Raw genomic sequence first — 19,510 nt, 5'->3', positions numbered from 1 at the left:
ATGTGAAAGCGCATTGGTATGCATCGACCATTTATACGGACCTGCAATCAAGATAGGCCTCATTGGGGCGACAGCACGGACCTGCGCAGTCAGGTCAGTGCATTAGCATCTTGAATGCAAAATCGTATTACAGGGTTGATTCCAACCTGGCTCATCTAATTTACGCTTCTTACTGAGGAGAAATGGAAGTTATCCCGGCGGGTTGGGTTGGCAGGGAATGGCCTCTGGAGGCCGCCGCTCGTCAGTTGCGATGATTCTGACGACCGGAAATGGACGGGCGCAGTTGAACAGCGCCTGGGGAAGGAATGGTTTAATATCCAGTGAGATCTTCTTAATGTGGGAATCGCATTGGCAGATAGACAGTTCCCGGCTATGGTGAGAGCTTTCGGACACCAATGCATTATCCTGACTGGAGAGCAGGCCGGCGATTGGTCCCCGCTTGGCAATCTGAGTTTCGTCGACCATCTCCGGTCTCACGTGACAAAAGCTCTTGAAACCACCTCGGTTCTCTACGCATCTTGGGCAATTGCAGCAGCATCGATGATTTGGCTCATCGTTGGGGCAAAAGCAAGACCATTCCACCACGGGGGTAATCCACGCGAGGTGCAGTACCACCACCGGAACAAACAGCATGGCAAACAGGGGGCGGGTCTTGGTCAAAGTCTTTATGACAAACTTGCCGGTCATGGTTCCCGTCTCTCCCTTGATGAAAGCCTGAAAGACATTGTATCTCGCAGGTCCGCCCGAGGTGACTGACGAAGCAGGCTACTGGATTTTCTCGATCTCGGCGAGCAACGTCTTCTCCTCCGCCCAGCCGAGGATTATGTGCCTGATTGCACCTTGTTTATCGATCAGGAAGTACGTGGGTAACCCTTTCACTCCATAGCTCCTGGCCGCTTTTCCATCGTGATCCATGCAAATGGGAAAGGATATTTTCATCCTCTTTACGAAATTTTTCACGTGCTCCTCGCTCTGACCGACGTCGATGGCAAGGAAGCGGGGAGCATTTGCCTGATTTGACCATTGCTGGTACAGTTTTTCCATGAGGTGGAAGTCGTCTTCACACCGAGGGCACCAGTCTGCCCAAAAGTATAGGAGATGCACTTTGCCTGAAACAGGATTGAAGATGAGCGAGTCTCCTTCCAGGACTCTTGTCTCAAACGCAGGCGCTCGGTCACCAAGGTCAGCTCCTTTTTGGCTGACACACGACGATAGAAGCACGCATATGACTACAGCCCATCCGAATCCAACCATACTTCCATGAGCACGCATATTGTGAAGAGCACACATGGTTACGTCATATCCTGTCGCCTGAACATCAGTGCGGCCGCTGTCAGCGGCGCTACGATCCATATGATGAAGAGGCCTGCGGCCGAAATCGCCGACGTCACTCCTCCCCCAAACATCCGCAGGAGCCCGGCTCCAGCAGCACCCAGGGCAGACTCACCGCCCACGGACATCAAGACCACCACACGTGCAATATCAATGGGGTTTCCTAAGAGCGAGAAATAAAGTATCTTCCTCAGATAGGCTTCATCGGCATAATAAGAGGCCGATAGCACTATCAGATCGTAGATGAAGAGAAAAAAAAGCCAAAGAATCAGCCCCGTCACGATAGCCATCGGTTTCCGGTGAGCCATTATGGACAAAAGAGCGGCTAGTGCCACGAAAACGAGCCCCAGCGCCAATGATACGCCAACAAAAATGAAGTATTTCCACATGCCTGCTGATTGGGTTTTCAAAGCTATGATTAGCCCGCCAAGCCCAAAGCCGAGTATCGTCATGACAGCGAGAGCGGCAAACAGTCCCAGAACTTTTCCAAGAAGAATGTCAGTGCGTCCCAGAGGTTGTGACGCCAGGAATTCGAAGTAACCCGGGTCCCCACAGAGACTTTGTCCACCAGCCACAAGCGCCACAACAGGCACAATGATCATCACGAGATTGAGCATAGTCGCTGTGGTGCGATAAAAATCCTGGAACTTTGCCTCGTAACCCAGGAAAGTCAAGCCATAATAGGAGACTCCGGAGACGAGTGCCGCGAATAGAACGCCAAAACCCAGCATCCATCGGCCTCTGACTTGGATTCGGAACTCAAGTTTTGCTATTTCAGCGATGGCTCGGGTCTTCATCGTGTGCTCACTTTCTCTTCAACTCCTCCTGAAAATGGGCGCCCTCGACTCGGAATTTTCCGAGTATGCCGCCTGATTCCATTTCGATGAACGCAAAGTCCGCGCCCGGCCGCACCGCGTTGAGTCTCAGGAAAGCCGGGTGTCCCTTTGAGGCAATGGGGAAGACTCCTTCATTGTCGTAACCCTTCACAGCGATTCGGTAGGATTTGTCATCTTCTACATTCAGCCGTATTTCCACCAGATCTCCAAACTTCACGGTAACCACGTCCGGATTCATAACTCCATCCTTGATGGTGATCTCTTTCTCGGCATTCGGCCTTTTATAGATTTCCCAGAGTCCATCGAACGTGAGGAGCTGTCCGGAAAAGTCCCTAGCGAATTGAGCCGCGCGATCCGAATTCTTGAACGCCACGACTCCGTATCCCATAACTGTGACTACATTTGCTTTCACGAAATGAGCTTTCCTTGCGTCGACCCACTCTTTGGAGTCATAATCCTTGACAAAATAGGCTCTGACATCTTCTCTCTTGGCAATCCCGAGAGTCGCTGCCATGTCGAAATAGCGGATCATGCAGATGACATCGTCAAATTTCTTGGCCCGCCCTTTCTTCATGAGGCACTCAGACGCAAATCGTTGATCCGTGATCAGCATGCGGCATGTTTCACAAACGTCCTCTTCAGGATAGATTTCCACCGGAACCGGGTCTGTGCCGCCGCACGATACAAAAGCCATACCCACACAGAGCAAGATCAGCATCTCTTTACACTTGTACTTCATCCGGGAATTCTCTCTGCCAAGTTCATTTTGACCCCACCACTGCACTACGCCGTTTCCTGCAGCGATTGAACAACCGATTCGGCTAAACGTTACACATGACAATCTACTTACCCCTACAGTCGCCAGTGGGTAGAGCCAAATCGCTGGGTGACAGAACCCGAATGTCCTCCAGCGACCGCATGACATGACGATTCCTAGGGCCGATGGCTCGCATGTGCCGGGACATGCGTCCCCATACGATGTTGAAAATGCCTTGATGATCTTCCGGTCTCATGCTAAAAGCGCCAGCGGGCAAAGAATCATCCTCCGTCGAGATTGTCTTCAGCGCATTAACGATGCCCTCCTTGTCCGTACCGCCGACCTTGGTCACGGCCATCTGGTAAAGCCGAACAGCGGCGTATGCTCTTTCTGCCTCATACGACGGAGGAAATCCGAACTCCTGGATGTAAGTCTCGACAAACTGCTGGTTAATGGACGTGGGCTTGGCTTCGTACCAGTATGGCGCACCGATTCTTGCCCCCACAGGCATGCGTGCTCTTGCAGATGCAAGAACGGCTATGGATCCTCCGAAGGGAATGACGATTTCGCGACGTTCACCAAACAGCCCGATGTCGGTGGCTCGCGAAAGAAAACTTGTCAGATCGCTTCCCCGAAGGGTCACCAATATACCCTCCGCTCCTGATTTCGCAACATGCGATATGGCCCCTGACCAGTCGGTTGCGCCGCGTTCAATGAATGCGACTTCGTCGTCATTGGCGACTTCGGTGGTGGGCGATATCCTCTTGATAAATTCCTTGAAAAGATCCCAGACTTCTCTGCCGGTACCTTTGTAGGGAGTCACGCTTGTCCACTTTTTCTTTCCCGTATTGGCCGCGGTGATGGCCGCCGACTTCGCAATCTGGCAGGAATTCCATCCGATATTGAACGTGTAACGGTTGGATTTCCCCAGTGCAAGTTCTCTGCTGAGGCAGTTGGTGATTATCAAGGGAACCCCCAGCCGTTTAGCAAGGCCGGATACCTCGGTGGCGAAATCCTCGGACAGAAAGGCAACAATCAGATCAACATCCTTCCCGGACGCCAGTGCTTCAAAAGTCGGTGTAGGTATCTCCTGTGCAGTATCGAGGTGCACGAAGATGCCTTGGATGATTCTACCGGATATACCTGTTCCGTTGGGTGGATTAATATCCTTGAGGGCAGTTTCGGCTCCCTGTCTGGGCAAACCTGCCGTTACAGAGTCCTCGGCGGTGAATGCCGACAAAAACACAATCTTCACTGCCTTAGCCGTGTTCCCTGGAAGAGCTGGGGAAGAGCCGCACAAGAGTAATATCATTGTGAGCAGTACCAGTCTACGCATGATGCACATTCCTCCAGGGAATGCAGAGGTTCCTTGCGTTAGCAAGATGACAATCGCTGCAAGGACGAGCCTTGATCATGCGAATCCATCTTCTCAGACTCCAGGACTTGCTTGTACATGTCTTCAAGGGAAGGCTCGCACAGCCCGAACTGCCTTATCGCTGCTCCTGCCTGAAAAAGGGAGTTCAGAATGGGAATTCTGAGTGTTTGCCCACATTCCACGGTTATGGTGTTGCAATTCATCACCACCTTTTCTGCACCTGACTGAAGTGCAATGGACCGATGGGCTTCAGAGAGATTGTCTATGGTGAGCCACATCTTCCGGGATTGGCTAAGGTCACTGGAGAACTGTTCAATTCTTTTAGTGAACAAATTCTTCCCGTTCGCCATGACGACTATTCTGTGCGCCAAGTGTTCGACCTCTCTTAAAATATGCGTTGACATGATCACCGATGCCCCGCGGCCTGCGGCTTCGGTTGTCTGTTCTCGGAAGCGTGCAAGGCCCTCGGCATCCAGATTGTTCGTAGGTTCGTCCAACACATACGCATCAGCACAAGGGAGGAACACCACGGCAAGGGCCAGTCTCTGTAGCATACCGCCAGAGAGCTCTCCAACCTTCTTCTTCTCGAATCCATGAAATCCGAACCTGGATATGGACTGAGCGACTCTTTCTGCGGAAATCTGCCTGATCCCGGCAAAAAAGGTAAGCACTTCTTTCGCCGTAATCTGACGCGGGAACTCGATCCGCTGTGGCAGATAAGATAACCTGTTGCGTAATCTGACCGATGACATGTCTATCTTATCCGACCCAATCCGCGCTTCTCCGCCGCTGGCTCCCATAATGCCCGCAAGTATCCTCAGTGCTGTCGATTTACCGCTGCCATTGGGTCCTACCAACGCAACGATTTCTCCAGCGTCACAATCGAATTCGAGACCGTCCAGGGCTTTGACGGGGCCAAATCTCTTCTGGAGGTTGCGTAACGTGATCATCCGACAGCACGTCCTTTCTTTGCCATCAGGAGACAAACGCCGAGAAGAACCGACGAAAATAGGCCGACAAAGACACGTTCGAATGCTTCAGCACTCCCCACGCGGCTCTTGGCGATGGCTTCGGGAGGCGGTCCACCGATCTTGACAGGTTTCATGAGAGGGAATTTGTCTTCGGCCGTAACTGTGACTTCGATGATAGGGAATGCCCTCTCTGCCAACTCCAGGGCGGCAGTCAACGGGCTGAACAAGAATAACCGAAGCTCTGGTATGTCAGCTTCCAAAGCATCGAAAATCCCTTCCAGCTTGTACGATCGGTCCCCGACACCATCCCCGTCGAGATCATATCCCCGATAGTCGCTCCAATAGTTTCCTTTGCCGTCTTTATAAAAGACGTTGTTTCGACCTGCCTGAGTTGCGCCTCGTAATCTTAAGAGAGAAAGGTTGTTGACGAAGTTGTTCTCGAAGATGACGTTATCCTCCGAGTTCTCCAGGATGACACTGGCAACGTCGTTGGATATGACCAGGTTATTGTGTACTTTGGACATCCCGGCTTGATCGAAGTAGAAACCGATCGTGTTGTCAAATACGAGATTATCGAAGCAGTCCGAATGCCTTACATCCTGCCACAGGACACCATACGCCCTGAACCCGCGGTTATGAGCGAACACGTTCCCGGAAAATTTGAATCCCTTCGCATACATTACGGCGGCTCCAGCCACATTGTCGATGAGTGTGTTGTATGAAAACGAGTTGTTGTTTGAATACATGTAATGAAGCCCGTAGCGTGTCCTGTGAACCTTGTTATGATCAATCGTGCAAAAGTGTGAGAACGAAATGTAAAAGCCGTCACGTGCGTCGGCGATATCGTTGTGCTCGATCCTGTTGAAGGGTGAATCCCAGGTGTGGATTCCGTTGCCTCGGTCTTCTTGAAAATCGTAGGTCCTTCCTCGTATGACATTATGAGTGATCACACACTTCTCGGCCTGTGACAGATACATTCCATAAAGGTTGTCTTCCAACCGGTTTTCAGTTACGAGGCATTCTTTCGCTTTCACGAACTTGATGCCGGCATCGTCCTTGAGGAGATCCCGACCTCCCCCGCGAATCAAGAAGCCTTTGAAGGTCACACCGTCCGCCTCCAGCGTGACGGCGTTGCCGGTCTTCTCACCCTGGATCACCGGCCGGTCGATTCCTTCCATGACGATGCCATTTGTTCTGATTTGGATGTTACCGTGGTAGATACCGGGATATACGCGGATCTCGTCGCCCGGCGACGCCTTGTCGAGGGCTTCTTGAATGGAGTCGAAGCTCTCTCCGTCAGCGGGTCTGCCGACAGTAATGACAGCAGCCCAGAGCGGCGAGACCACTATCGCGACAAAAGCAGTCACCGCAGCAATGACAAACCCTCTCATGAGTCCCGAATAGTTGTATCCTCCTCGCATCCGGTTCGCTCCCGCCCAGGTAGGCCTTCTCCCGGCGAGCTAACCGGGAGAAGGAAAGTGAGGGCTTGTTGATAGATGAGGTAGCTATTTAGTTACAGGGGGTAGAGAGTACCTTCCCTGCATCAGGGTCCCTCCGACATTATAAATCCCTCCTAACCCCCCTTTATTAAGGGGGGAATTGCAAGTTGCTTCTTTACCCCCCTTTTTTAAAGGGGGGCAGGGGGGATTTTACCCACGAATAACTGAATGGATACTAGATGGGCTATTCCATCATGGACGCCCTTACGATTTCCGATCCGGCCTCTACCAGCCATCGCCAGGCCTGGTTGAGATCGATAACAAGTTCTTTCGTGAACTTCTTCTCTTCGATCTGTTTCTTACATTTGGCCAGCAGATCATCGCCTTTCTTGAACCACATTTTGGCGCCGTCGACTTCGCCCTTAAGGAGACTGCTTGCGTCTTTGGGCATCTCCTTTTCCACTTTTTCAATCACGCCTGCGACGATCTTCCTGGTGCCTTCTGCATTCGCGAGAGCTTCCTTAGCGAGTTTTTCGAGGTCTTCCATCTTTATGGCCTGTTCCTGAGCACAGACCGAACCAGCCACTAAAACGAAAATTAACGCCGTAATCATTCCGAGAACGGATTTTGCAGCCTTAAGCTTTTTCATGGTGTTTCCTTTCACTCCCCAGGTGGGGCAGTGAGCCCTTCACGCTCGCGGCGAAAGGAAATGATGTCGATGACCCAAGCCGCCAGTATGAGAAGGAACGCGATTACCAGAAGATAGGTCCCCCAGTAGAAGTTTGAATAGGTGGTGAACTGGGCCAACTGGTGCTCTCCGTAAATGCCGGGCATGAAGGGGTCAATCTTGATAGCGGCTGTTGGGTCCAGATGGTGTCCAAAGGAATAGAGACTATAGACCAGTACAATCACTCCGCCAACAGAGATAGCTGCGAAGAGAATGACTACCGCAAGACTGGTCCACTTCCTCCGAAACAATGCGGCAGCAACACAGGCAATCGCTGCTATCACCAGCACGACGGGCAGGACAGTGAAGATCAGCATGGTCTCTTTGGAGATCTCTTTCATTCCAATGAAATGATTGAGAACGTTAACCTCCTTGAGGCCACCGTCCAACTGGGCAATGTCTTCCGGATCGCCCGGATGAGTAGCCCAGACCGACATCCCGATGCCATTGGGAAAATTATTGGAATCGAGATACATGTACCACATGGGGTAACGCATGCTGACGATAATGAGCGCCGCAGCCGCGACCAGAATCAAGAACCGTGCAACAGCCACTGGTTTCATGATCATCTCCGTATATCGCTATTTTTTTGGATTCACGATCAGATAGCCTTGCATCTCCTGGTGGAGAGCCGAGCAGAAGTTTGTGCAGTAGTATGGCCACACGCCGGGTTTGTCTGCGATGAACTCATAGGAGAGTGTCTCGCCGGGCGAAGGCACACCGTTGATGTCATATCCGCAGATCCCGAACCCATGCAGTTCATCCCGCATCTCTTCGATGTTGGTGACGTGCATAATTACTTTGTCTCCTTCATTACAGCGAACAACGTTCGGCATGAGGGAGGATCTGATCTGCGTCATCCACACCTTCACGGTATTTCCTTCACGCACAACCTTGGCATCCTTCGGGTCCCAGACAGCGTTCGGGTTCTTATTTTCCGCCTTGGCGTACACCTCGATGACGTTCTTGATCTTGTCGGTTTTGATAATCTGGGCATAGTGAGGTTCAGGCTCAGGAAAGGCTTGAGCTATCAGCTTCATCTTAGGGCCGCTGATGTCAATCAGTTGGCCGCTCTCCGGCTGATCCGGTCCTACGGGAAGATGGGTGCCCTTGGAGAGCTTGTTAAGTGCGAACACCCACTTGCCCTTTGGCGAGACCGTGTCGCCTTCACAGGAAGCGATATGGCCGATGTTGTACTGGATAGGAATCTTGTCCACCATCTTCCATTCACGTCCGCCGCCACCCCATTGCCATTTGGCAACTGCGCTTTCGACGAAGAGCGATGTGTATGCGAAACCCTTGTCGTCAAATACTGTGTGGAGCGGACCAAGGCCGACGGGGATGTCTGCTTCGGTCACCGCCTCGAACTTCACCACAGGAATTCCCATATCGTGCTGAGCGAAGTTTTTCTCTTGGATGGCCTTCTGGAGTTTTTCGAAACTGAAGATGGACACCGTTGGGGACAGCTTGCCGTTTCCAATGAACCATTTGCCGTCAGGCGAAACGTCCACTCCGTGGGGAGACTTGGCACAAGGCACGGCGAACACGAACCCTGGGGTCTTGACGGGATCAAAGACCTTTGCTCCGTCGATCTCCGTGAAATTGCCCTTTTTTATTTCGCCTTCCACTCCCTTCCAGTTGACGGCTATGATATAATCTTTGTCTCTTTGCGACGCGGTGATCTCAAGCGGTTTGCCGTCAATGAATTCGGCTTCGGTGTTGTACGTTGTCACAAACCACCAATCACCGGAGACGAGCTTGCCGGCATCGGCCACGTCGTAATTCCAGGGCGGCATCACGATCTGCCAGCCAAGGCTCATGGTGCCGTCCTTGGGATCCACCGCGATGGCCGAGATGACTCCCTTATATTTCTCCTTGTAATCTTTCACGTCTGCCGCGGTCCCTTTGGGAATCGGAATCGAGAACCGAGTTGCCCCAAAGAGGTACTCTGTATTCCAGGTCAGGTACACGGACGCATGATTTCCAGCCAGATTGGGGATAGGGCCGAATATCTGTTTGGTTTTGAAGTCTCTCAAATCGATGCGAGCGACCCGCCCATGAGCGTTGTCATTGATGAACAGCCATCGCCCGTCATATTCGCCCTTAGTCTCGGAGAGACCCGGGTGATGAGTGTCACCCCAGGTGAGTCCACCCAACATCTTTTTCGACTCATCGTCGTAACCGTAACCCGTGGCGGGATACGGGGTGAAGACGGGGATCGTTCGTATGTGACGCATGGAAGGCAGCCCGAAAACGTAAAGCTGACCGCTGTGACCTCCTGACAAGAATGCATAGTATTCATCCAGGTCTCCCGGTGGCACGTACACCTTTAGGGCGTTCTCCCCTATGTCGGCTTTCGCCGGAGCGCCTTCTTTTACTCTTTCACGACGCTGCTGGGCGCATGCGGGATCGCTCGTCAGGCCGATCATGGCCAGAGCCGCAATCCCAAGGCCCACGAAGAAAATCATCCTCTTCCAATTCATTTTGTGTTACCTCCAGAGTCTCATGGTTCACATCATCCACTACCAAGTCGAATCCCTCAGACTCCCTGCCAAAGTGTCCTAAGGTCCGCCTTGGATGGATACCAATACCGGTGTTGCTCAAACCTCGGCAGAATATTCTCCTTCCACCTCCTTTTCCCACAGACTAGAGTCGGACGACAGGTCGCCAGCTCAATCCGATATCTGACATATCCCGGTTTATCTTCACTTCTTGACTTCCTCGGGAGCCTTGTCGAAGGCCTCCTTCAGGAGTGTCGTCGCCTGTTTCTTCTCTTCGTCGGTCAAACTGTACTGAGGGGTAGCGAGAATCACTGCCATAGTCCCTTTGGGTTCAAAGAGGAATTTATCAACTTCCATAAGGTGCTTCTTAGGGACATTCTTGACCGCCAGTGCCAAATCAGGACCGATATTGGTTGGGGAATCGACGTCGAGGCTTGAAATTGAGTGGCAGATGAAACATCTTTTTTTCACGAAAAAGGCTCCCGCGCCCTTGAGCATCGCTTCCTCTTTGGCCAGATCCTCCGGTGCTCTCTCAGGAATAGCTTTCACGTGGGGTAAATAGTGTGTTGCAAGTTTCTTCTTCTTCCAGCTCAGGGTCAAAAGGGTCAGAGACTGGAGATCCTGAGTCGAAAACTGGAATTCAGGCATGATCGACGTTGGTACTACTGTTTTCGGATTTTTGTAATGGGTCATGTGCCAGTTGAAGATAGTAGGAGAGCTGACGGCCCCGGAGGAAAAATCGTATTCTTCTCTACCTTTGTCACCTTCGTACGTGAGATCCGGTCCGATGTTCCCACCAGTGCCACTGATTACATGGCAGGCCTTACACCCTTTCTTCTTCACGAGCTCTTTCGCGTGGTCGATAAACTCCATACCGGGAACCTTCTCTTCGTACCGGTGGCAGTAGTTGCACTTCATCTGGATGAATCCGCTGGTGTCTTTGAGCAAATAGCTCTCGGCCAACTGAAGATCGGGTCTCGGATCCTCCCAATGTTCCACCCAGCCATGCGCTTCCTTCATGTCGGTAGCATAGCCCTGGCCGCCATGACAGGTTGTACATCCGAACTTGTTAATCGGATGTTTCTTCATCAGTTCAGGGCGTGAGTGACTGGAATACGGTATGTATTGGTCTTCAAGTCCCTTCCACGTCACTCCCATATGACAGGTGATGCATCGGTCAGCAGTCTCCAGATCAGGGACCCAGATTTGGAGAATCCCTGTCTCTACTTCGGCCGCTTTCTCCGGCCCGAATTTTTCCGCTATGACACTCTTGAATTTCGCCTGATGGGTCCGCCAGCCCTGGATGAAGTCGGTGCGAATCAGAAGCGCTACCAGTACTGCGAGGGCCACAACCAGTATCAAGACAATCAACTGAAGCTTGCGGGAAGAATATAAAGGCAGTTCTCTCATGGTTCCTCATTTCAGTACAATTTGGGGACCTGCGGCCATGGTTCGCCGAACCAATAGAGGTTCCAGAATGGCCCCCTGAGGTACGCAGCCACGATGATGAGCCCGATGATAGCGATAACGGCTATAGTGAAGATCGCGTTTTGCACCCACCTGGACCGGTGGAACCACACGCCGATGGCAGCGTCCGGACTCCTGTCCAAGAAGGGCCAGACTGCGAGAACAACCAGTGCAATCGTAGGGATCAGGATTCCTCCTACGAAGCCCCCGTTTATCACGTAGTTGCCGACTTTTAGGGTAGTGTCCGCTATGAGTTCTTGCAGCCAAAGGAAATACCAGGGAGCCTTCGCGGGATTCGGAGGAGCCAACGGATTGGCAGGCGCCTCCAGCGGGGCCGTGACGTATAGTGAAACACCCAAGACCACCACATGGGTTAGCAAAATCACAATGAGAAGCCGTGTGGTCAACTCCGGATTAGCTCGGGCCAGCAGAGAATCCGGCAGGGCGCTGCTTCGCACCGAAAGTGTCGTTCCTTCCTTGATGCCGAGCAAGGTGTACGTCTTGGTGGGACTCGGCTTCAATTCTTCTCCCTGGGCATCGTGGAGCAGGGTCAAACGATCGGTGACTGCCAACCCTCCATCTCTTCTAAGGCGCCACATATGATAAGCCCCCACGACGACGAGGAGAATTGGCAGGGCCACGCAGTGGAGAATGTAGAATCGGATGAGGGTATTTTGGCCGATTTCGGTTCCTCCAATGAGGATTTCGCGCATCTTGTCGCCCACGAGAGGAGCGCTCTTCGCGACGTTGGCCCCGATGACAAGCGCCCAGTACGCCAATTGGTCCCAGGGAAGGAGATACCCTGTGTAGGACAATGCCAGGGTGAGCACGAAAAGAATAAGACCGATCAGCCAGTTAATCTCCCTTTTGCTTCCATGTTTTCGGGGACCGCTGTACGCCTTGGTGTACCAGATCCTGATCATGTGTAAGAATGCAAGAGCCACCATACCGTGAGCAGCCATTCGATGCATAGATCGGAGGATCGATCCATAGCTGACCACAAATTCAATGTCTTTCATGCTCTGATACGCCCGTTCAACAGAGGGAACGTACACGAACATGAGGATCACTCCGGTGATCGTCAGGATCATAAACAGGACCCACGTGATAGTCCCCAACCAGAAGGTCGTGGCAAGACTCAGGGTTTTCTTTGTGACGTAGGCTGGGAAGACGTGGAGCAGAAAATTCCTGACCACTGAATCCGACGCCTCACGAGCAGACTGCGGAGAGTATGACCAGAAGAAACGACGGCTCCTTTGGAACACTTCCATGGTCAAACCTTCCTGACGTTGGAATCTTTGGGCTTCAGTACGAGGAGGGACTTCTGCCTTTCGACGATCTTGCTGGTGTCCACAACTAATTGGCCGTCATCAGGAGATATCGATACTCCCAACCACGGCAGCGGCTCCGGAGCGGGTCCCTTGATCACATCGCCGTCGATGGTGAACTGACTCCCATGACATGCGCAGGAAAATCCTACGGTAGATTTGTCTCTTATTCCGGCCTTTCCTTCTTCGCTCTCCGTATGTTGAACAATGCAGCCCAGATGTGTACAGATGGCTGATATGGCGTGAATCTTCGTCTTCCCTCCAGCGCTGTGTTTGCAGATGAACGTCTTCGCGTCCTTGTAAAGGGTCACGCCTTCCGGAATGAAATCAACCGTCCCGATCTTGACTTTCTTGGACGGCTCGTACAGCACGTTGGGGATCAGCGATCTCACTGCGGCGAAAACGCTGCCTCCGGCTGCCAGGCCACCGATCCAGAGAGAAAGCCTGGCAAGAAATGAACGCCTGGTGGATCCTGGCTTATTCGTGTTGTTCAAAGTGTCCCCTCCTGATTACAAAGAATCTGCTCTTCCACCTGGAACCGCTCGAGAGTCATGGCATTCGTCGGGCACACGTGTGCACACAACCCGCAGCGGATACACAAGTCGTCATCTTTGATGAGCGCTGTCTTATCTATTACTGATTTGGCCGCGAGAAAATCGCGAGTAGATTCGTGGTCTGATTCGAGAAGGTCGGCTGAGACAAAAGTGATGCAGCGTGTGGGGCACGTGTTTGTGCACCTACCACAGAGAATACACAGCTCAGGGTCATAGATTGTGTGGACGTAGCAATCCAAACATCGGAGAGCCTGATTGCTTGCCGTATACTCGTCGTAAACTCTCTCAACCTCCGTAGCTCCTATCCTGCGGTCAGAAGACTCAAGAGGCGGAGTCTCCCTGTTGATTACATCATAATGCGGATCGCGTCGAAATATATCGGGGTTCAGCTCCTCGACAACGACGTTCCTGCATTCTCTCATCGAGACACCCCGGAGAAACTTGTCAATGGAATTCGCCGCTCTTTTGCCATTCGCGACCGCATCAATGATAATGCGGGGACCAAAAGCTACATCTCCTCCGGCGAATATTCCGGGGGCAGTCGTGGCCATGGTGACGGGGTCAACTTTGATGGTCCCCCTGGACGTAAGCTCTATGGCGTCTTCTTCCTTGAGAAAAGAGAGTTCTGGCGACTGACCGATTGCCAGGATTACCGCATCGGCTTCCAGAGTGGACTCAGTCCCTGGCTTGAAAGAGGGATGAAAGCGCCCTTCCTCGTCAAACAGACGGTCGACTTGCAGGAATTCGACACCGACAACTTTACCGTTTTCCACAAGAATCCTTTTCGGGCCGAACCCCGCCTCAAGCTTTACACCCTCATCGAGAGCTTCGGCGAGTTCCTCTTTTCCCTGCTGGCTACGGGCGGCAGGCAGGTCTTCTAGTGACTCCAGGCTCACCATAGTCACGGACTCCGCTCCGCCTCGCAATGCTGACCGCGCGGCATCGAGCCCTGTGAGCCCTTCTTCGGTCGATGGAAAAACCTCAGCGCCTTCTCGGTAAGCAGGTCTCAGTGCAGTGCGTGCAACGTCAACAGCTACGCTGCCCCCTCCGATGGCTACCACTTTCTTCCCAAGATCTACCCGGTATCCTCTGTTCACGTTGAGGAGATAGTCGACAGCTCTGAAGATGCCGTCCGCGTCCCGACCTTCAATGGCAAGATCAAGTCCCCTCGCGGCGCCGCAGGCCAAGAAGAAAGCCTTGTAACCTTGCTCACGGAGAGACGAGAGAGTGACTTTGTCGTTCAACGGTACCTCAAGGCGGAGGTCGAGTCCTTTTTCCAATAGCGCACGTGTTTCGAGATCCAACACCGAGCGCGGCAACCTGTACTCAGGGATGAACTGCCACAATGCTCCGCCAACCATTTCGGTCGCTTCAAACAGAGTCACTGGATAGCCCCAGTCAAGGAGAGTGTCCGCGCAGGCCATCCCCGCAGGCCCGGCACCGATGACGGCGACTTTGTAATGCGACAAGGCAGCCCGATCTTCGGGTCGAGGCGGATGGAACTCCGGGGGGAACGAAGCCTCGTGTTTCTCACAGACAAACCGTTTCAAGGCTCGGATGGTTATAGGAGAGTCTATGGTGCCTCGCCTGCATTTGTCCTCACACGGAGCGGCGCATACCCGCGCACAGACCGATGCCAGCGGATTAGGGTTCCTCGCCAGCCGGTAGCCCTCCTCGTATCGTCCACGGGCTATAGCACGGACGTAGCTCCCTGCATCAGTGTGTACGGGGCATGCCTCCCTGCAAGGTACCTTGAGGGAGTAATCTTCGAGGCGGTTCAGTCTGACACGGATACTCATGACGGCGAAACTCACTGGCACAATGAATCTAGAAATGCTCATCCGGGCCTTAGCAAGTTCCGCGCCAACAACGACCCATGCAAAGCAGTGGTCATGAACATGCTGTGATGCTTAGTCTTTTGGTTTTTACCAAGCTGATTGGTAGGGATTTCTCATCGCGGTCTCGATCGTCACAACTGTGTAACCGAAGAAACATCTTACGAGGAATAAGCAACGAAGAGTTCTCAAGGATGGGAAATAGAGCGATAATCTAACGTGTGTATGTCAGGATACATCTTCGCTTGTTGAATCGATCTCGTTGACGTCGAAGGGTAGGACGCCGATGCGTTTCAGTTTATTATACAGGGTCTTACGAGCTAGACCCGATCTTCGAGCTGCCTCCGAAAGATTTCCCTGGCAAACAGATAGGAGACGATTGAGGAATTCTTGATCGAAAGCATCAATTAGTTGCTCCCTTGCTGTCGCATAATCGAGAGTCTCTTTGTCTACGTCTCTGTCGCGACCGCTGGGACCAGGCTGATTTTGTAACAAGGCCGCCGGAAGATCTGTCCTCGTCAGGTTGGGGCCATCAGACAGCACCACTGCTTGTTCGACAGCGTTCATCAGTTCCCGGATGTTCCCAGGCCAAGTGTACTCCATAAGTCCTTCAATAAAGCCTGAATCGCAGCCTGCAAGATCTTGTCGCTCGTGGGTACGCCTGAATAGCGTGAAGAAATGTTCACAAAGCAGGGAGATGTCCTCCTTCCTCTGTCTCAATGGCGGGATGGTGAGCGAGACTACGTTCAACCTAAAATAGAGTTCGGGACGAAACAACCCCTGCTGAATCCCCCCCTCCAGATCTCGATTGGTCGCGGCGATGATTCGAACGTCAATCGGCGTGCTCCGTCTCCCTCCAATTTGACGGATCTGCCCTTCCTGGAGGACCCTGAACAACTTGGATTGCGTAGCCACATCGAGTTCTCCGATTTCATCGAGGAAAACTGTTCCGTGATTGGCAACTTCAAAGAGTCCGAATCGAGATCTGTCTGCTCCTGTAAACGCTCCCTTCTCGTGTCCGAAGAGTTCGCTCTCCAAAAGGGTCGGAGGCAGGGCTGCACAGTCCACCGGCAAGAACAGGGCAGATCGTCTCGGGGACAACTCATGTATTGCTTTTGCAAGGAGTTCCTTGCCCGTGCCCGTCTCGCCGCGGATAAGGACGCTCGCGTCGGTGCGGCCCACTTTGGGCAAAACCCTCTTCAGCTTGAGGATAGGGCGGCTCGCTGCGATTATTGCGTCCAGAGCAGTACTGGTCTTCAAACGGTCGGATTTAGGCGGACCCTCTGACGCTCGAAGCCCACGGAGGGCCTCATCCACTGCTCGGACGAGCTGGTCCGCCGCAAAAGGGACGGCAAGGTAATCGGCTCCTCCTTGCTTGAGCCAGATGACAGCCTCGGGAATACTCGCGTGGGTCGTGATCGCTATCACAGGCAGTCTCGTCATCTTGGCCAGGGCTGCCTTCAAAACCTGGAACCCGTCCTTGTCCGGCATCCTCACAGCCGTAAGTACCGCGTTGGGCGAGTGCCTGTCCACCAGTTCAGAGATCTGGGTAGAGTCCGCACAACACTTGACTTCGTACCCTTCTCTGCCGAGGATCCGTTTGCACGCAAGGTGCATCTGTTCCTCAGGATGGATAAGCAATATGACCGTGGGCCTTTCCATGTGGTTTCTATCCCAGCGAAAGAGGTGCCCTGTGATCCGGCAATCCGGAGGAGATCTGTCTCACTGCTCCCGTGTGATTGTCGAACCCGCTGAACACTTAATACGATTCGCTCTTCTTTTCGTAATCTGTAAGGCTGGAGGTATCCTTCGCTCCGGACGACGCAAGGCCGTCTAATCACTCCGCTCAGGACACACTCCAGCCTCCGCTATCTTATGTGCATAACTACGAAATGGTATAACACCTGCAGCTCAGCTAGGTTCTCCCGTGTAATCGCCACCGAGCGGGGTGGGCAATGAGCCTCGCTGTTAGTAATTGTATCAAATTCTGGGGAAACTTTCTCTGCGATTTTCGATCCAGTTTTTCCTGTCAAGAAAACAACCTGATATCGCCGGCGCATTTGCCGTACTTGTGAAACAGACAACCGATCTCATTGGGAGACACTCTGTACTGAATTCCAAGGCAATCCAACCAGCAGAAAATTCGGTACATGACTCCGCATTCATAACGGTCTATCACCCCAAGCCGTTTCACGCCACGGTAGGCCCAACATCCCTGGTCCCCGACTTCCCAGCGCAGGAGGTTCTTCTCAGGAAAACTGTGAGTGGCTCCCATGAAATCACCGATGTTCAATCGAAACGCGGCGTCAATGAAGTCCGTCAATTCCTCAAGGTTGTCGACTCGAGGTTTTGTGAATTCAAAAATTTTACGGATTCTCCCCATCTCGATTCCGGCGAGAGACTTGATCGCAGCCTTGTTCAGTTCATTGGTCTTCTCGATGCCGACGGTCTGCAGACAATGATAAAACCACGTGCCGTCATGGGTCATCCAGTTCTTGATCAGCAATTCCCTCAATGCGGATTTCCCAATCTCTTCAAAGGCTTTCATGGGCTCACTCCTTGTAATAAGGGACTGGGGCGGATTCAGTCCGCCGTTTCATACCATTTTGCATTCAAGATGCTCACTCCACTGACCTGCTGGCTCCGCAGGTCAGTGGCACCCCTGTACTCAGGACCAACATCGAATTTGGGTGCCACGGACCTGTAGAGCAGGTCCGAGCCGCCGGCTCTATAAAATCATCTTGACCGCAAGTCCGTATCAGAACTAAGGCACCGCCAAGCGGCAGACGCAAGCTCCTGGATGGCCTGGTCCGGCGAAGTCCGAGTGTGGCCTGCAAGATATTGCCGTGTGAACTCCATACATGGTCCTAAAAGCAACGAGCCGTACAGATCCGGCGGCAACTGCCGAAGCGTTCCCGCTTTCACGTGCCTCCGAAACCAGTCAGCGCAGCGCTGAAAAAAGATCTGATTCATCCGCGCGAATTCCTCTTCCGTTTCGGCCATGAACCCCGCATGGCGCTGCCGAAAGAGATACCGAGTCCAGTCCGGATGCTCTTCGACCCATCGGAGATGATAACGAATCACCGCGAATATGCCTTCGCGAGCCTCCGTCTGCTCCTCAAGAGACGCTAAGAATCGCGTCTGGTAATCTCGAATGCCCTCCAGATAAATGGCGGCAGCGAGTTGCTCTTTGCTTTTGAAATGGTGGTAGATGCTCCCGGTACTCGCACCGGACCTGCGTCTGATCTCCGCCATACTTGTCTCGGTAAATCCACGCTCGGTGAAACAGGCTAAACCTGCCTGGATTATCTCTCGCCGCCGTGAGGCGGATTTCTCGCGTCGTGTGATTGTCTCTTTCATTCTAGAACTGTATTCTAGAACCCAATTCTAATTTTGTCAACCGGAATCTCGCCTGCGAACTTTTTTTGAGGAAGGGGCATCTAAACGCATAAACGATGAATGGGCCGAAAATAGTAAAAGAGTGTTGGCCAAACGAATTTGAAGTCATTAATTAGTTGGAAACAAAGGAAATTGATGCAATCAACGTAATGCGAAAATACTGGTGAGTCAGGCGTACGAATACGCAAGGCATACGACAAATCCATGACCAACAAAGCTTCGCTGTCATAGACGTCCACGTGACCGACAATGGAATCGCGCGTGTCCAAATGGCAGCGCAGAAACTGCCCGCGTTCTTTGCCTCAGCATAGTCGTCACCCGATAGATGTATCGAAATCGGACACGGTTTTTCCATTATCGGTTTTGTCGAGACGTGCTCAAGCATTCAATCAGGCAGTACTGACAAGCAAACAAAAATTGCTGTTACTGCAGGAGCATCCATGAAATCCGGCCGGTCCTATGTAACAGTGAGGAGAACCCGATGACAGCTCTTAAACCGGGTACCCAAGCGCCTGAATTTTCGCTTTCAACAACCCCGGATCAGAAAGTGTGTCTCTCCGATCTTCGCGGACATCCGGTAGTCTTGGTCTTCTATCCGGCTGATTGGAGTCCCGTTTGCAGTGACCAGTTAGCGCTCTATAACGAGTTGAGGCCTGAATTCGCACAGTTTGAAGCGCAGATAGTCGGTATTTCAGTCGACGGCGTGTGGTGCCATCTCGCATTCAGCAAAGATCGCAAATTGCACTTTCCTCTCCTGGCGGATTTTGAGCCCAAAGGGGCAGTGGCCCGTCAGTACGGCGTTTACCGTGAGAAGGACGGCGAAGCGGAGCGGGCGCTGTTTGTCATCGATGCCAAGGGCATCATCCGCTGGAGTCACGTCTCGCCGGTGGGCATCAATCCGGGGGCTGACGGCATATTTAAAGCTCTCGAATCGATGGCCCAAGGCGACAAAATACTCAGCGCTTGAAGCTGGTTCGATGTCCGAGTCA

Annotated in this window: 18 protein-coding genes; 1 reads left to right on the top strand and 17 read right to left on the bottom strand. The window is 52.6% G+C overall.

The window, feature by feature from the left end; translation table 11 throughout:
• Positions 1 to 189 precede the first annotated feature (189 nt).
• The 17 genes from DESTI_RS30565 to DESTI_RS03220 form a co-directional block, all read right to left on the bottom strand.
• Complete coding sequence (locus tag DESTI_RS30565) at positions 190 to 687, bottom strand: hypothetical protein (protein ID WP_014808548.1); 498 nt, start codon at positions 685 to 687, stop codon at positions 190 to 192.
• A 78-nt stretch (positions 688 to 765) separates the two neighbouring features.
• Positions 766 to 1,290, bottom strand: coding sequence for a TlpA family protein disulfide reductase (locus DESTI_RS28355; protein WP_052315989.1), 525 nt, complete (start codon positions 1,288 to 1,290; stop codon positions 766 to 768).
• A 2-nt stretch (positions 1,291 to 1,292) separates the two neighbouring features.
• Positions 1,293 to 2,129, bottom strand: coding sequence for an ABC transporter permease (locus DESTI_RS03290; RefSeq protein WP_014808546.1), 837 nt, complete (start codon positions 2,127 to 2,129; stop codon positions 1,293 to 1,295).
• A 7-nt stretch (positions 2,130 to 2,136) separates the two neighbouring features.
• Positions 2,137 to 2,907, bottom strand: a complete 771-nt coding sequence (locus DESTI_RS03285; protein ID WP_157212087.1) for a nitrous oxide reductase accessory protein NosL — start codon at positions 2,905 to 2,907, stop codon at positions 2,137 to 2,139.
• 103 nt (positions 2,908 to 3,010) lie between these two features.
• Complete coding sequence (locus DESTI_RS03280) at positions 3,011 to 4,261, bottom strand: ABC transporter substrate-binding protein (protein WP_014808544.1); 1,251 nt, start codon at positions 4,259 to 4,261, stop codon at positions 3,011 to 3,013.
• A gap of 38 nt (positions 4,262 to 4,299) precedes the next feature.
• Entirely contained in the window at positions 4,300 to 5,250 is a 951-nt protein-coding gene (locus DESTI_RS03275) for an ABC transporter ATP-binding protein (protein ID WP_014808543.1), read from the bottom strand.
• Entirely contained in the window at positions 5,247 to 6,692 is a 1,446-nt protein-coding gene (gene nosD / locus DESTI_RS03270) for a nitrous oxide reductase family maturation protein NosD (protein WP_014808542.1), read from the bottom strand. Before nosD ends, DESTI_RS03275 begins: the two co-directional genes overlap by 4 nt.
• Positions 6,693 to 6,954: 262 nt before the next feature.
• Positions 6,955 to 7,359 carry a hypothetical protein gene (locus tag DESTI_RS03265; protein WP_014808541.1) on the bottom strand — a complete coding sequence of 135 codons (405 nt, stop codon included), beginning with the start codon at positions 7,357 to 7,359 and terminating at the stop codon, positions 6,955 to 6,957.
• A gap of 11 nt (positions 7,360 to 7,370) precedes the next feature.
• On the bottom strand, positions 7,371 to 8,000 hold the full coding sequence (locus DESTI_RS03260) for a hypothetical protein (RefSeq protein ID WP_014808540.1): 630 nt from the start codon (positions 7,998 to 8,000) through the stop codon (positions 7,371 to 7,373).
• Positions 8,001 to 8,018: 18 nt separating this feature from the next.
• Complete coding sequence (gene nosZ / locus DESTI_RS03255) at positions 8,019 to 9,920, bottom strand: Sec-dependent nitrous-oxide reductase (protein ID WP_014808539.1); 1,902 nt, start codon at positions 9,918 to 9,920, stop codon at positions 8,019 to 8,021.
• A 222-nt stretch (positions 9,921 to 10,142) separates the two neighbouring features.
• Positions 10,143 to 11,348 carry a c-type cytochrome gene (locus DESTI_RS03250; RefSeq protein WP_014808538.1) on the bottom strand — a complete coding sequence of 402 codons (1,206 nt, stop codon included), beginning with the start codon at positions 11,346 to 11,348 and terminating at the stop codon, positions 10,143 to 10,145.
• 11 nt (positions 11,349 to 11,359) lie between these two features.
• The gene (locus DESTI_RS03245) at positions 11,360 to 12,676 is read right to left on the bottom strand and encodes a cytochrome b N-terminal domain-containing protein (protein ID WP_014808537.1); all 1,317 of its coding nucleotides are present in this window, start codon (positions 12,674 to 12,676) and stop codon (positions 11,360 to 11,362) included.
• A gap of 2 nt (positions 12,677 to 12,678) precedes the next feature.
• The gene (locus DESTI_RS03240) at positions 12,679 to 13,227 is read right to left on the bottom strand and encodes a QcrA and Rieske domain-containing protein (RefSeq protein ID WP_014808536.1); all 549 of its coding nucleotides are present in this window, start codon (positions 13,225 to 13,227) and stop codon (positions 12,679 to 12,681) included.
• Positions 13,224 to 15,086, bottom strand: coding sequence for an FAD-dependent oxidoreductase (locus tag DESTI_RS03235; RefSeq protein WP_041285923.1), 1,863 nt, complete (start codon positions 15,084 to 15,086; stop codon positions 13,224 to 13,226). The genes DESTI_RS03240 and DESTI_RS03235 overlap by 4 nt, the downstream gene beginning before the upstream one ends.
• Positions 15,087 to 15,350: 264 nt before the next feature.
• Positions 15,351 to 16,784 carry a sigma-54-dependent transcriptional regulator gene (locus DESTI_RS03230; protein ID WP_014808534.1) on the bottom strand — a complete coding sequence of 478 codons (1,434 nt, stop codon included), beginning with the start codon at positions 16,782 to 16,784 and terminating at the stop codon, positions 15,351 to 15,353.
• A 367-nt stretch (positions 16,785 to 17,151) separates the two neighbouring features.
• The gene (locus DESTI_RS03225; protein WP_014808533.1) at positions 17,152 to 17,670 is read right to left on the bottom strand and encodes a DUF6125 family protein; all 519 of its coding nucleotides are present in this window, start codon (positions 17,668 to 17,670) and stop codon (positions 17,152 to 17,154) included.
• A 188-nt stretch (positions 17,671 to 17,858) separates the two neighbouring features.
• Entirely contained in the window at positions 17,859 to 18,482 is a 624-nt protein-coding gene (locus DESTI_RS03220; protein WP_014808532.1) for a TetR/AcrR family transcriptional regulator, read from the bottom strand.
• A gap of 520 nt (positions 18,483 to 19,002) precedes the next feature.
• Between DESTI_RS03220 and DESTI_RS03215 the strand changes: the two genes are divergently transcribed.
• On the top strand, positions 19,003 to 19,488 hold the full coding sequence (locus DESTI_RS03215; RefSeq protein WP_014808531.1) for a redoxin domain-containing protein: 486 nt from the start codon (positions 19,003 to 19,005) through the stop codon (positions 19,486 to 19,488).
• Positions 19,489 to 19,510: the final 22 nt, after the last annotated feature.

The sequence above is a fragment of the Desulfomonile tiedjei DSM 6799 genome (genome assembly GCF_000266945.1).
GTDB lineage: Bacteria > Desulfobacterota > Desulfomonilia > Desulfomonilales > Desulfomonilaceae > Desulfomonile > Desulfomonile tiedjei.
Note: the sequence above shows the minus strand (reverse complement) of the source record. Positions and strands in the feature narration are given on the sequence as shown.

Bases quoted from the DNA above. Each gene is read 5' to 3' on its own strand.
- nosD (WP_014808542.1), bottom strand. From the start codon at position 6,692: ATGCGAGGAGGATACAACTATTCGGGACTCATGAGAGGGTTTGTCATT.
- DESTI_RS03285 (WP_157212087.1), bottom strand. From the start codon at position 2,907: ATGAAGTACAAGTGTAAAGAGATGCTGATCTTGCTCTGTGTGGGTATG.
- DESTI_RS03230 (WP_014808534.1), bottom strand. From the start codon at position 16,784: ATGGAAAGGCCCACGGTCATATTGCTTATCCATCCTGAGGAACAGATG.
- DESTI_RS03275 (WP_014808543.1), bottom strand. From the start codon at position 5,250: ATGATCACGTTACGCAACCTCCAGAAGAGATTTGGCCCCGTCAAAGCC.
- DESTI_RS03265 (WP_014808541.1), bottom strand. From the start codon at position 7,359: ATGAAAAAGCTTAAGGCTGCAAAATCCGTTCTCGGAATGATTACGGCG.
- DESTI_RS03220 (WP_014808532.1), bottom strand. From the start codon at position 18,482: ATGAAAGAGACAATCACACGACGCGAGAAATCCGCCTCACGGCGGCGA.
- DESTI_RS28355 (WP_052315989.1), bottom strand. From the start codon at position 1,290: ATGTGTGCTCTTCACAATATGCGTGCTCATGGAAGTATGGTTGGATTC.
- DESTI_RS03235 (WP_041285923.1), bottom strand. From the start codon at position 15,086: ATGAGTATCCGTGTCAGACTGAACCGCCTCGAAGATTACTCCCTCAAG.
- nosZ (WP_014808539.1), bottom strand. From the start codon at position 9,920: ATGAATTGGAAGAGGATGATTTTCTTCGTGGGCCTTGGGATTGCGGCT.
- DESTI_RS30565 (WP_014808548.1), bottom strand. From the start codon at position 687: ATGACCGGCAAGTTTGTCATAAAGACTTTGACCAAGACCCGCCCCCTG.
- DESTI_RS03290 (WP_014808546.1), bottom strand. From the start codon at position 2,129: ATGAAGACCCGAGCCATCGCTGAAATAGCAAAACTTGAGTTCCGAATC.
- DESTI_RS03260 (WP_014808540.1), bottom strand. From the start codon at position 8,000: ATGAAACCAGTGGCTGTTGCACGGTTCTTGATTCTGGTCGCGGCTGCG.
- DESTI_RS03245 (WP_014808537.1), bottom strand. From the start codon at position 12,676: ATGGAAGTGTTCCAAAGGAGCCGTCGTTTCTTCTGGTCATACTCTCCG.
- DESTI_RS03225 (WP_014808533.1), bottom strand. From the start codon at position 17,670: ATGAAAGCCTTTGAAGAGATTGGGAAATCCGCATTGAGGGAATTGCTG.
- DESTI_RS03215 (WP_014808531.1), top strand. From the start codon at position 19,003: ATGACAGCTCTTAAACCGGGTACCCAAGCGCCTGAATTTTCGCTTTCA.
- DESTI_RS03250 (WP_014808538.1), bottom strand. From the start codon at position 11,348: ATGAGAGAACTGCCTTTATATTCTTCCCGCAAGCTTCAGTTGATTGTC.
- DESTI_RS03280 (WP_014808544.1), bottom strand. From the start codon at position 4,261: ATGCGTAGACTGGTACTGCTCACAATGATATTACTCTTGTGCGGCTCT.